Below are 12,725 nucleotides of genomic sequence, written 5' to 3' on the forward strand. Positions count from 1 at the left end.
TACAGTAGGGCGGGTTCAGGCCGAAGTGCGGGGGATGGTGTCGTCTTTGCGCAGGGTGAAGATCTCATACCCGGTGGCCGTTACGACCAGGGTGTGTTCCCACTGCGCAGAGAGCTTGCGGTCCTTGGTGATGGCTGTCCAGCCGTCGCCCAGTACCTTGGTGTCGGCACGCCCCTGGTTGATCATCGGTTCAATGGTGAAGGTCATGCCTTCCTGAAGTTCCATGCCGGTGCCGGCACGCCCATAGTGCAGGATCTGTGGTTCTTCATGGAATACCTTGCCGATACCGTGGCCGCAGAATTCGCGAACCACCGAGAAACCGTTCTTCTCGGCATGCTTCTGGATCACTTCACCGATATCACCGAGGCGGCAGCCAGGCTTGACCAGCTCGATGGCCTTGTACATGCATTCCTGAGTGACCTTGGACAGCCGCTCGGCCCAGACCGGCACGGTGCCGACGTGGAACATGCGGCTGGTGTCGCCATGGTAGCCGTCCTTGATGACGGTGACGTCGATGTTCAGGGTATCGCCATCTTTCAGCGGCTTCTCATTCGGAATGCCGTGGCAGACCACGTGGTTGATCGAGGTGCAGATCGACTTCGGGTAACCCTTGTAGTTGAGCGGTGCAGGGATGGCCTGCTGGACATTGACGATGTAGTCGTGGCAGATGCGGTCCAGCTCTTCAGTGGTCACGCCGGGTTTGACGTACTCTTCGATCATCTCCAGAACGTCGGCGGCCAGGCGGCCGGCGATGCGCATCTTTTCGATGTCTTCGGCGGTTTTGATGGTGACGGTCATTGCAGGCTCTCTACAGCGCGGTGTCGCGCGAATAAACGGATAAAGGCAGGATTCTAACAGAGCGACGTAGCCAGCAGGCGCCAGCAGCGTGTTTGCTGCCACTATTAGGGCGCATAATGGCGTGATTGCGCAGGCGGTGCAAAAGTCGCCCGGTTGCGTTGGTATTTCGGGTTTCGCTGCGCGCGCTTCTGTGGTATAAAATGCGCCGCTTTCCGGGGATAGCCCCGAAAGCACTAACCCACACACGTGTCGACACGATGGCCTGGGTGCCTTCGATCTTAGGATCGCTGGTTGGTCATTGGGATGCGTGGAGGCCCAACCCGACTTATCAAGGAACTATCATGTCCCAAGTCAACATGCGCGATATGCTGAAGGCCGGTGTGCACTTCGGTCACCAAACCCGTTACTGGAACCCGAAAATGGGCAAGTACATTTTCGGCGCGCGCAACAAGATTCACATCATCAACCTTGAAAAAACCCTGCCAATGTTCAACGAAGCACTGACTTTCGTTGAGCGCCTGGCTCAGGGCAAAAACAAGATTCTGTTCGTCGGCACCAAGCGTTCCGCTGGCAAGATCGTTGCTGAACAAGCAGCTCGTTGCGGCTCGCCGTACGTCGATCACCGCTGGTTGGGCGGCATGCTGACCAACTACAAGACCATCCGTGCTTCCATCAAGCGTCTGCGCGAGCTGGAAACTCAGGCTGAAGACGGCACTTTCACCAAGCTGACCAAGAAAGAAGCCCTGATGCGCTCCCGTGATCTGGAAAAACTGGATCGCAGCCTGGGCGGTATCAAGGACATGGGCGGCCTGCCTGATGCACTGTTCGTCATCGACGTTGATCACGAGCGCATCGCGATCACCGAAGCCAACAAGCTGGGCATCCCTGTTATCGGCGTTGTCGATACCAACAGCAGCCCAGAAGGTGTTGACTACATCATCCCAGGTAACGACGACGCCATCCGCGCCATCGAACTGTACATGGCTTCCATGGCAGACGCCGTTATCCGTGGCCGTAACAACGTCGCTGGCGGTACCGAAGAGTACGTCCAAGACGCTCCAGCTGCTTCGGTAGAGGGCTGAGTCGGTAACGCTTTGCGTTGACTCAGTGCGCAAAAAGGGGGCTAGGCCCCCTTTTTGCCACCTTGAAATCCGCTTGTCAGCATTGTCGTTGCATCATCTTTGTCTGTGTGTGCAGTTGGCAGTGGATTTCCACAGAATTGAACGCCCGTTCCGATCGGGTGGAATGGTTGAAAACCTATCCAAGAGGATTTTGAAATGGCAGCAATTACTGCAGCGCTGGTAAAAGAACTGCGCGAGCGTACTGGCGAAGGCATGATGGACTGCAAGAAAGCCTTGGAAAAGGCTGGCGGCGACATCGAAAAAGCCATTGATGACATGCGTGCTTCGGGCGCCATCAAGGCTGCCAAGAAGGCTGGCAACGTTGCCGCCGAAGGCGCCATCGCCATCAAGGCTGACGACAAGTCCGCCGTCCTGCTGGAAGTGAACTCGCAGACCGACTTCCTGGCTCTGCAAGATGACTTCAAAAACTTCGTTGCCGAAAGCGTTGAACAGGCTTTCGCTGAAAAGCTGACCGATGCCGCTCCGCTGATCGCTTCGCGTGAAGCTGCTCGTGAAGCCCTGGTTGCCAAGTGCGGCGAAAACGTCAACATCCGTCGCCTGGTGCGCGTTGAGGGTGACGTTGTCGGTACCTACCTGCACGGTAACAAGATCGGTGTTGCTGTTGTCCTGAAGGGCGGCGACGTCCAGCTGGCCAAAGAAATCGCCATGCACGTTGCTGCCAGCAACCCTGAGTTCCTGCTGCCATCGCAGGTTTCTCCTGAGGCCATCGAGCGTGAGAAGAACGTCTTCATGACCCTCAACGAAGACAAGATGAAGGGCAAGCCAGCTGAAATCGTCGAGAAGATGATTGCTGGTCGTATCACCAAGTTCCTGGCTGAAGCCAGCCTGGTCGAGCAAGCCTTCGTGATGAACCCAGAAGTCACCGTTGGTGCTCTGGCCAAGAAAGCTGGCGCTGAAATCGTTTCCTTCACCTACTTCAAGGTCGGCGAAGGCATCGAGAAGCCAGTTGACAACTTCGCTGAAGAAGTTGCCGCTCAGCTGGCTGCTGCCAAGCAATAAGACGGATTCATCTGTCTGCCCCAAAGAGGCTGCCCGCTCACGCGCGCAGCCTCTTTGTCAAAGCGGGGGTGGTTTACGAGACCTGTTCCCGCAGGCGCTGTAGCAGCGCCACGCTAGAGTTAGAGCCGGCTGAAAACAGCCCGCCAAGAATTTTATACAAACGCCGCAGGAGAGATTCGCAATGGCTCAGCAGGTGAGTGGTCGTCAACCTCGCTATAAACGCATTTTGCTCAAACTTAGCGGCGAGGCCCTGATGGGCTCGGAAGAGTTCGGCATCGACCCGAAAGTCCTGGATCGCATGGCCCTTGAAGTCGGTCAGCTGGTTGGCATCGGTGTTCAGGTTGGCCTGGTCATTGGTGGCGGTAACCTGTTCCGCGGCGCCGCCCTGAGTGCTGCGGGCATGGATCGCGTTACTGGCGACCACATGGGGATGCTGGCTACCGTGATGAACGCCCTGGCCATGCGTGATGCGCTTGAGCGCTCGAACATCCCGGCAATCGTCATGTCGGCTATCTCCATGGTCGGTGTGACTGATCACTACGACCGCCGCAAAGGTGTGCGTCATCTCAATTCCGGCGATGTGGTGATCTTTGCCGCCGGTACCGGTAACCCGTTCTTTACCACCGATTCGGCCGCGTGCCTGCGCGCCATCGAAATCGATGCCGATGTGGTATTGAAGGCGACCAAGGTCGATGGCGTGTACACTGCCGATCCATTCAAGGATCCGCATGCTGAGAAGTTTGACCGTCTGACGTACGATGAAGTGTTGGATCGCAAACTCGGCGTGATGGACCTCACCGCAATCTGCCTGTGCCGTGATCACAAGATGCCATTGCGGGTATTTAACATGAACAAGCCTGGCGCTCTGCTGAATATCGTAGTGGGCGGCGCTGAAGGAACTCTGATCGAGGAAGGCGAAGAATGATCAACGAAATCAAGAAAGACGCTGAAAGCCGCATGGGCAAGTCCCTGGAATCGCTGGCTCGTAACCTGGCTTCCATTCGTACTGGCCGTGCGCACCCAAGCATTCTCGATAGCGTCAAGGTGCCGGCCTATGGCAGCGACATGCCATTGAATCAGGTCGCCGGTATCAGCGTGGAAGATGCGCGTACCCTGAAAATCGTTGCGCACGACAAGACGCTGATCGCTGCCATTGAAAAGGCGATCATGACCTCTGATCTGGGCCTGAACCCAAGCAGTGCCGGCACCACCATCCGTGTGCCAATGCCTGCCCTGACGGAAGAAACCCGTAAGGGTTACACCAAGCAGGCGCGTGGCGTTGCCGAAGATGCCAAGGTCGCCGTGCGTAACGTGCGTCGTGATGCCCTGGCAGACCTGAAGAAGCTGTCCAAGGACAAAGAGATCAGCGAAGACGAAGAACGTCGTGCGGCCGATGAGTTGCAGAAGCTGACCGACAAGTTCGTCGCGGAAGTCGACAAGGCGCTGGAAGCCAAGGAAAAGGATCTGATGGCTGTTTGAGGCCGGGACTTTTTCATGGAAAAGAGCAAGCAGGGTGTGTCCCCGTCGGTGCCGCGCCATGTCGCGATCATCATGGACGGAAACAATCGCTGGGCGAAGAAACGTCTGCTGCCCGGCGTTGCCGGGCACAAGGCTGGTGTTGATGCCGTCCGTGCGGTGATCGAGGTGTGCGCCGAAGCCAAGGTCGAGGTACTGACCCTGTTCGCGTTCTCCAGTGAGAACTGGCAGCGGCCGGCTGATGAGGTCGGTGCGTTGATGGAGCTGTTCTTCTCGGCCTTGCGCCGCGAAGCCAAGCGCCTGAACGAGAACAACATCAGCCTTCGGATCATTGGCGATCGGTCGCGCTTTCATCCGGAGCTGCAGGCTGCCATGCGTGAGGCTGAAGCGCTGACTGCGGGCAGTGGTCGCTTTATCCTGCAAATCGCTGCCAACTACGGTGGCCAGTGGGATATCGCCCAGGCTGCCCAGCGCTTGGCGCGGGAAGTTCAGGCGGGGCATTTGCGCCCGGAGGACATCACGCCGGAGCTGCTGCAACCCTGCCTGGCTACCGGTGATCTGCCGTTGCCTGATCTGTGTATTCGCACAGGGGGGGAGCACCGTATCAGCAACTTCCTGCTTTGGCAGTTGGCCTATTCCGAGTTGTATTTCTCCGACCTGTTCTGGCCGGACTTCAAACACGAAGCCATGCGCAAGGCGCTGGCCGATTTTGCTTCGCGTCAGCGCCGCTTTGGTAGAACCAGCGAGCAGGTCGAAGCAGGAGCCCGTGCTTAATGCTTAAACAACGCATCATCACTGCGCTGATCCTGTTGCCGATCGCTCTGGGTGGTTTCTTTCTGCTCGAAGGTGGCGATTTCGCCTTGTTCATTGGTGGAGTTGTGACCCTGGGCGCTTGGGAATGGGCGCGTTTGTCGGGGCTGGTCGCCCAGGCATTGCGTATCGCTTACGCCGCCGTGGTAGCCGGTTTGCTGATGCTGCTGCACCTGATGCCGGATCTGGCCCCTTGGGTGCTCGGTGCGTCGGTGTTGTGGTGGGGGGTGGCAACCTGGCTGGTCTTGACCTATCCCGCGAGTAGCGAGTTGTGGGCCAGTGCCGCCTGCAAGCTGCTGATCGGTTTATTGATCCTTCTGCCGGCATGGCAGGGGCTTATCCTGCTCAAGCATTGGCCGCTCGGTAACGGGTTGATCATGTCGGTCATGGTGCTGGTGTGGGCTGCCGATATTGGGGCCTACTTCTCCGGTAAGGCCTTTGGCAAGCGTAAGCTGGCACCGCAGGTCAGCCCAGGCAAGAGCTGGGAAGGCGTTTATGGTGGTGTAGCGCTGAGCCTGGCCATTACCGTGGCGGTCGGCGTGAATCGTGGCTGGTCGGCCACTGAGTTGCTGTTGGGGGTGCTTGGCGCGGCATTGGTTGTTGCTGTTTCGGTCGTGGGTGACTTGACCGAGAGCATGTTCAAGCGCCGTGCAGGGATCAAGGACAGCAGCAATCTGCTGCCAGGTCATGGCGGTGTGCTGGATCGTATCGACAGCCTGACGGCTGCCATTCCGCTATTTGCTGTGCTGCTTTGGGCAGCTAACTGGGGCGCGATGTGAGCGGTCTGCAACGTATTACCGTGCTTGGGGCCACTGGCTCCATCGGTCTCAGCACGCTTGATGTAATTGCTCGTCATCCCGAGCGATACCAGGTGTTCGCATTGACCGGTTACTCGCGCTTGAGCGAGTTGCTCGCACTTTGCATTCGCCATGCCCCGTCCTATGCCGTGGTGCCAAGCGTCGAAGCCGCGCAGCAGTTGCGTGCTGACCTGCGCGCAGCCGGCTCGGCTACCGAAGTGCTGGTTGGCGAAGCGGGTTTGTGCCAGGTTGCGGCTGCCTCTGAAGTGGATACCGTCATGGCGGCCATTGTCGGTGCGGCGGGTTTGCGTCCTACCTTGGCAGCTGTCGAAGCTGGCAAGAAAGTGTTGTTGGCCAACAAGGAGGCGCTGGTCATGTCCGGCGCACTCTTCATGCAGGCTGTGCGTCAGAGTGGCGCAGTGTTGTTGCCGATCGACAGCGAGCATAATGCGATATTCCAGTGCCTGCCGGGCGATTTCTCCCGCGGCCTGCCTCAGGTTGGCGTACGGCGAATCCTGTTGACTGCGTCAGGTGGCCCGTTCCGGCAAACCCCGCAAAGCGAACTGGCTGACGTGACGCCAGAGCAGGCGTGTGCGCACCCGAACTGGTCGATGGGGCGGAAAATCTCTGTCGACTCGGCAAGCATGATGAACAAGGGGCTGGAATTGATCGAGGCCTGTTGGCTGTTCGATGCCCGGCCGGCCCAGATTGAGGTGGTCGTTCACCCACAAAGCGTAATCCACTCTCTGGTCGATTATGTGGATGGCTCTGTGCTGGCGCAGTTGGGCAATCCCGATATGCGTACACCGATTGCCAATGCGCTGGCCTGGCCTGAGCGGATTGACTCAGGGGTTGCACCACTGGATCTGTTTGCGATTGCCCGGTTGGATTTTCAGGCGCCGGATGAGCAGCGTTTCCCTTGCCTGCGCCTGTCGCGTCAGGCTGCTGACGCTGGGGGTAGTGCCCCGGCGCTGCTCAACGCAGCCAATGAGGTGGCGGTGGCTGCATTTCTTGAGCGGCGCATCCGCTTCCCGGAGATCGCGAGTATGATCGAAGATGTACTCGATCATGAGTCGGTGGTAGCGGTCGATACGCTTGAAGCCGTGTTTGCGGCTGATCACCAGGCGCGCCTTTTGGCCGGTCAGTGGTTGAGCCGTCACGGACGCTGATGCGCCGCGCTTCATGGCGCAGCGTCAGCGTCCGATGAACGTCATTCGGAGAGAGACATGAGTGCGCTCTATATGATTATCGGCACCCTGGTTGCATTGGGTGTGCTGGTCACCTTTCACGAGTTCGGTCACTTCTGGGTGGCGCGCCGCTGCGGCGTCAAGGTTTTGCGTTTTTCAGTGGGTTTCGGTCTGCCACTGTTTCGCTGGCATGATCGGCACGGCACTGAGTTTGTGGTCGCGGCGATCCCGTTGGGTGGCTACGTCAAGATGCTCGATGAGCGAGAGGGTGAGGTGCCGCCCGATCAGCTGGATCAGTCGTTCAATCGAAAGTCGGTGCGCCAGCGCATCGCTATCGTCGCAGCCGGCCCAATTGCCAATTTTTTGCTCGCCATTCTGTTTTTCTGGGTGCTGGCCATGTTGGGCAGCCAGCAGGTGCGCCCGGTCATTGGTGCAGTCGAGGCCGATAGTATTGCTGCGGCTGCCGGTCTGGGCGCCGGTCAGGAAGTCATTGCCGTAGACGGCGAGTCGATCAACGGTTGGGCTGCGGTCAATCTCCAGTTGATCCGTCGCCTTGGTGAGACCGGTTCGCTGCAGGTGACGGTCAGGGAAGAGGGCAGCAATGCTGAGAGCACCCATGTGCTCAAGCTCGATAAGTGGCTAAAGGGTGCTGATGAGCCGGACCCGATCAATTCCCTGGGGATTCGTCCGTGGCGTCCTGCGTTGCCGCCAGTGTTGGCCGAGCTCGACCCTAAAGGCCCCGCTCAGGCTGCGGGCCTGAAACCCGGTGATCGTCTGCTGGCACTCGATGGTCAGGCGGTGAATGAGTGGCAGCAGGTGGTCGACAAGGTGCGCAGTCGTGCCGGCGGTCGCGTAACGCTGAGCGTTGAGCGCGATGGTGCCACGCTGGAGTTGCCGGTGAACCTGGCCACGCGTGGCGAAGGCAAGGCTGCCAGTGGTTATCTTGGTGCTGGGGTGAAGGCAGTCGAATGGCCGCCAAGCATGCTGCGCGAGGTGCGTTACGGGCCGCTTGCAGCGGTTGGCGAAGGGCTTTCTCGCACGTGGAACATGAGTGTTCTGACCCTGGATTCGCTCAAGAAAATGCTGTTCGGCGAGCTCTCGGTAAAAAACTTGAGCGGACCGATAACCATTGCTAAAGTGGCGGGCGCTTCGGCCCAGTCCGGTGTAGGTGATTTCCTTAATTTCCTCGCCTATCTGAGCATTAGCCTGGGGGTTCTGAATTTGCTGCCTATTCCAGTGTTGGATGGGGGGCATTTGCTGTTTTACCTGATCGAGTGGGCGCGTGGTCGCCCGCTCTCTGATCGGGTGCAAGGTTGGGGAATCCAGATCGGTATCAGTTTGGTAGTCGGGGTGATGTTGCTCGCCCTGATCAACGATTTGGGTCGTCTGTAACGCTTCGCTCAATTGCGAACCCGCCGTCTTTCGCGGAGGGTCGTTTATTGCCAGTTGGAATAAGAAAGGACTTCATGAAACGTCTGCTGCTAACTGCGGTTCTCGCCGTACTGATGATCGCTGAAGTTCACGCCGAGTCCTTCACCATCTCCGATATCCGTGTCAATGGCCTGCAGCGGGTTTCCGCTGGCAGCGTATTTGGCGCATTGCCGTTGAACGTCGGTGACGACGCCGATGACCGCCGCTTGGTGGAGTCCACCCGTGCGTTGTTCAAAACCGGCTTCTTTCAGGACATCCAACTGGGGCGTGAAGGCAACGTTTTGATCATCAACGTGGTCGAGCGTCCTTCGGTTTCGAGTATCGAGATCGATGGTAACAAGGCCATCAGTACCGAGGACCTGCTCAAGGGCTTGAAACAGTCCGGGCTGTCCGAAGGTGAAATCTTCCAGCGCGCAACCCTCGAAGGTGTGCGTAACGAGTTGCAGCGTCAGTATGTTGCCCAGGGTCGTTATTCGGCTGAGGTTGACACTGAGGTTGTACCGCAGCCGCGTAACCGCGTAGCACTGAAGATCAAGATCAACGAAGGCACCGTTGCGGCGATTCAGCACATCAACGTGGTTGGTAATACCGTCTTCTCCGATGAAGAGCTGGCCAGCCTGTTCGAGCTCAAGACCACCAACTGGCTGTCGTTCTTCAAGAACGATGACAAGTACGCTCGCGAAAAGCTCTCGGGTGACCTGGAGCGTCTGCGCTCCTACTACCTGGACCGCGGCTATATCAACATGGATATCGCCTCCACCCAGGTATCCATCACCCCAGACAAGAAACATGTCTATATCACGGTGAACGTCAACGAAGGCGAGAAGTACACCGTGCGTGACGTCAAGCTGTCCGGTGACCTGAAGGTGCCGGAAGACCAGGTCAAGGCACTGCTGCTGGTGCAACCAGGGCAGGTGTTTTCGCGCAAGGTGATGACCACCACCTCCGAGCTGATCACCCGTCGTCTGGGTAACGAAGGCTACACCTTCGCCAACGTTAACGGCGTACCCCAGCCGCACGATGATGACAAGACTGTCGACATCACCTTTGTAGTCGACCCGGGCAAGCGTGCTTACGTCAATCGCATCAACTTCCGTGGTAATACCAAGTCCGAGGATGAGGTACTGCGTCGTGAAATGCGTCAGATGGAAGGTGGTTGGGCATCGACCTATCTGATTGATCAATCCAAGACGCGTCTGGAGCGTTTGGGCTTCTTCAAGGAAGTGAACGTTGAAACCCCGGCAGTTCCGGGTACCGATGACCAGGTAGACGTCAACTACAGTGTAGAAGAGCAGGCTTCCGGTTCGATTACCGCCAGCGTTGGTTTCGCTCAGAGTGCCGGCCTGATCCTTGGCGGTTCGATCAGCCAGAACAACTTCCTCGGTACCGGTAACAAGGTTTCCATTGGCCTGACCCGTAGTGAGTACCAGAGTCGTTACAACTTCAGCTTTGTAGACCCTTACTGGACTGCCGATGGCGTCAGCCTGGGCTACAACGCGTTCTATCGCACCACTGACTACCAGGATCTGGATGTCGACGTTGCCAGCTATGCCGTGGACAGTCTCGGTGCCGGTGTCAGCGTTGGTTACCCGATCAGTGAAACCTCGCGTTTGACCTTCGGCCTGACTGCGCAGCAGGATGAGATCAAGACTGGTCGTTACACCGTTGACGAGATCTTCGATTTCGTCAAACAAGAGGGCGACAAGTACCTGAACTTCAAGGCATCCGCAGGTTGGTCCGAATCGACCCTGAACAAGGGCGTGCTGGCTACCCGTGGCCACTCACAAAGCCTGGTGCTCGAGGCGACCACGCCAGGTAGCGACCTGTCGTTCTTCAAGCTGGACTACCGTGGCCAGATGTTCAAGCCGATCACCAACGACTACACACTGCGGCTGCATACCGAGCTCGGCTACGGAGACGGCTTCGGTTCTACCGAGGGCCTGCCGTTCTACGAGAACTACTATGCAGGTGGCTTCAACTCGGTTCGTGGCTTCAAGGACAGCAGTCTTGGCCCGCGTAGTACGCCAAGTACCGGCAAGAACCCAGGCACGATTGCTGACCCGGATCAGGATCCCTTGCCGTTCGGTGGTAACGTCCTTGTACAGGGTGGTGTCGAGTTGCTGTTCCCTCTACCGTTCGTCAAGGATCAGCGCTCCCTGCGCACCTCGGTTTTCTGGGATGTGGGTAACGTGTTTGACACGCAATGCGGTTCTCAACCGGACTGTGAAAAGGTTGGCCTTTCCGGGCTGGCCAGTTCCGTTGGTTTGGGCGTGACCTGGATCACGGCGCTTGGCCCGCTGAGCTTCAGTCTGGCGATGCCGGTCAAAGAGCCGGACAGCGCCGATACCCAGGTGTTCCAATTCTCTCTGGGCCAGACCTTCTAAGGGTCTGATCCTTGTAACGACAACGGATTCTGTAGGAGTGCATCGTGCGTAAGTTGACTCAACTGGCTGTTCTGGCCGCAGCCCTGGTTGCGACCCCGGCGTTCGCCGAAATGAAAATCGCCGTGCTGAACTATCAGATGGCATTGCTGGAGTCGGATGCGGCGAAGAAGTACGCCGTTGATGCCGAGAAGAAATTCGGCCCTCAGTTGACCAAGCTGAAAAATCTGGAGAGCAGCGCCAAGGGCATCCAGGACCGCCTGGTCAAGGGTGGCGACAAGATGCCTCAGGGTGAGCGTGAGCGCCTGGAGCTTGAGTTCAAGCAGAAAGCACGTGACTTCCAGTTCCAGTCCAAGGAGTTGAACGAAGCCAAGGCTGTCGCTGATCGTGACATGCTCAAACAACTGAAACCTAAGCTGGATGGTGCTGTTGAGGAAGTCATCAAGAAAGGTGCTTTCGACCTGGTGCTTGAGCGCGGCGCGGTAATCGATGTCAAACCTCAATACGACATCACCCGCCAAGTCATCGAGCGCATGAACCAGTCCCGCTGATATGGCATTCAGTATGAAGCTGGGGCAACTGGCAGAGTTTCTCGGGGCGACGCTCAGTGGCCCCGCTGAGCTTGAAATCGTCGGTCTGGCAACCTTGCAGGATGCCGGTCCGGGGCAGTTGAGCTTCCTGGCCAACCCTCAGTACCGCAAGTACCTGGGTGAGAGCAATGCCGCCGCGGTGTTGCTCAAGGCAAGCGATGCTGAAGGTTTTGCCGGTCACGCACTGATCGTGCCTGACCCTTATCTTGCGTATGCGCGCATTTCCCACCTGTTTGATCCCAAACCAAAGGCTGTGGCGGGAGTTCATCCCAGCGCCGTGGTGGCTGCGGACGCTCAGGTGGATGCGAGCGCCAGTATTGGAGCCTTCGCTGTTATCGAAAGCGGTGCGCAGATCGGCCCGGGTGTGACCGTTGGCGCACAGTGTTATATCGGTGCACGTTGCGTGATTGGCGAGGGTGGTTGGCTCGCACCCAAGGTGACCCTGTATCATGACGTGCGCATTGGCAAGCGTGTCGTGATTCAGTCGGGTGCCGTGTTGGGTGGCGAAGGTTTCGGATTTGCCAACGAGAAGGGTGTCTGGCAGAAAATCGCGCAGATTGGTGGTGTGACGATCGGCGATGATGTCGAGATTGGTGTCAACACCGCTATTGATCGTGGTGCCTTGGCCGATACCTGTATTGGCAATGGCGTCAAACTCGACAACCAGATCCAGATTGCGCACAACGTTCAGATCGGCGATCACACGGCCATGGCTGCTTGTGTCGGCATTTCCGGCAGTACCAAGATCGGCAAGCATTGCACGATCGCAGGCGGCGTCGGCATGGTCGGTCATATCGATGTCTGCGATGGTGTGTTCGTTTCCGGTATGACGATGGTCACCCGCTCAATCACTGAGCCGGGCGCCTACTCCTCCGGTACGGCCATGCAGCCGTTGGCAGAGTGGCGCAAGAGCGCGGCGCGAATTCGCCAGTTGGATGAGATGGCAAAACGCCTCGTCCAAGTGGAAAAGCGCGTCGACACCGTGACCTCGGACGGCAAAGCTTCATCAGAAGGCTGATACCATTTCCTGATCAGGCGTGCTCAACTGCTGGATAGCCGCCTTGATTTGCAAAAGGAGCGTTAAACCAAGGTTTACGCTCCCTATCTTTACTAC

Annotated in this window: 12 protein-coding genes; 11 read left to right on the forward strand and 1 reads right to left on the reverse strand. The window is 57.9% G+C overall.

The features are described 5' to 3' along the window. Positions 1-15: 15 nt before the first annotated feature. Positions 16-798, reverse strand: coding sequence for a type I methionyl aminopeptidase (gene map, locus UIA24_RS02260; RefSeq protein WP_102052870.1), 783 nt, complete (start codon positions 796-798; stop codon positions 16-18). Between the two features lie 341 nt (positions 799-1,139). Between map and rpsB the strand changes: the two genes are divergently transcribed. The 11 genes from rpsB (at position 1,140) to lpxD (ending at position 12,629) form a co-directional block, all read left to right on the forward strand. After that, on the forward strand, positions 1,140-1,880 hold the full coding sequence (rpsB, locus tag UIA24_RS02265) for a 30S ribosomal protein S2 (protein WP_099773714.1): 741 nt from the start codon (positions 1,140-1,142) through the stop codon (positions 1,878-1,880). Positions 1,881-2,075: 195 nt separating this feature from the next. Then, positions 2,076-2,939: a translation elongation factor Ts gene (tsf, locus tag UIA24_RS02270; protein WP_099773715.1), complete on the forward strand. Its 864-nt coding sequence runs from the start codon at positions 2,076-2,078 to the stop codon at positions 2,937-2,939. 181 nt (positions 2,940-3,120) lie between these two features. Then, positions 3,121-3,864, forward strand: coding sequence for a UMP kinase (gene pyrH, locus UIA24_RS02275; RefSeq protein WP_099773716.1), 744 nt, complete (start codon positions 3,121-3,123; stop codon positions 3,862-3,864). Then, positions 3,861-4,418 carry a ribosome recycling factor gene (frr, locus tag UIA24_RS02280; RefSeq protein WP_099773717.1) on the forward strand — a complete coding sequence of 186 codons (558 nt, stop codon included), beginning with the start codon at positions 3,861-3,863 and terminating at the stop codon, positions 4,416-4,418. The genes pyrH and frr overlap by 4 nt, the downstream gene beginning before the upstream one ends. Before the next feature lie 15 nt (positions 4,419-4,433). Beyond that, positions 4,434-5,189: a polyprenyl diphosphate synthase gene (uppS, locus tag UIA24_RS02285; protein ID WP_099773718.1), complete on the forward strand. Its 756-nt coding sequence runs from the start codon at positions 4,434-4,436 to the stop codon at positions 5,187-5,189. Continuing rightward, entirely contained in the window at positions 5,189-6,004 is an 816-nt protein-coding gene (locus tag UIA24_RS02290) for a phosphatidate cytidylyltransferase (protein ID WP_099773719.1), read from the forward strand. The genes uppS and UIA24_RS02290 overlap by 1 nt, the downstream gene beginning before the upstream one ends. Next, on the forward strand, positions 6,001-7,191 hold the full coding sequence (gene ispC, locus UIA24_RS02295) for a 1-deoxy-D-xylulose-5-phosphate reductoisomerase (RefSeq protein WP_099773720.1): 1,191 nt from the start codon (positions 6,001-6,003) through the stop codon (positions 7,189-7,191). The genes UIA24_RS02290 and ispC overlap by 4 nt, the downstream gene beginning before the upstream one ends. 57 nt (positions 7,192-7,248) lie before the next feature. Continuing rightward, positions 7,249-8,601, forward strand: a complete 1,353-nt coding sequence (rseP, locus tag UIA24_RS02300) for a sigma E protease regulator RseP (protein ID WP_330522083.1) — start codon at positions 7,249-7,251, stop codon at positions 8,599-8,601. A gap of 74 nt (positions 8,602-8,675) precedes the next feature. Beyond that, positions 8,676-11,024 carry an outer membrane protein assembly factor BamA gene (gene bamA, locus UIA24_RS02305; protein WP_102052869.1) on the forward strand — a complete coding sequence of 783 codons (2,349 nt, stop codon included), beginning with the start codon at positions 8,676-8,678 and terminating at the stop codon, positions 11,022-11,024. Between the two features lie 44 nt (positions 11,025-11,068). Next, positions 11,069-11,572 (forward strand): OmpH family outer membrane protein, encoded by a 504-nt coding sequence (locus UIA24_RS02310; protein ID WP_099773723.1) that lies wholly within the window; start codon positions 11,069-11,071, stop codon positions 11,570-11,572. Position 11,573: 1 nt separating this feature from the next. Then, on the forward strand, positions 11,574-12,629 hold the full coding sequence (gene lpxD / locus UIA24_RS02315; protein WP_330522084.1) for a UDP-3-O-(3-hydroxymyristoyl)glucosamine N-acyltransferase: 1,056 nt from the start codon (positions 11,574-11,576) through the stop codon (positions 12,627-12,629). The last annotated feature ends 96 nt before the right edge of the window (positions 12,630-12,725 follow it).

Origin of the sequence: Pseudomonas sp. AL 58 (assembly GCF_036348395.1) — a bacterium.
GTDB classification, from domain to species: domain Bacteria; phylum Pseudomonadota; class Gammaproteobacteria; order Pseudomonadales; family Pseudomonadaceae; genus Aquipseudomonas; species Aquipseudomonas defluvii.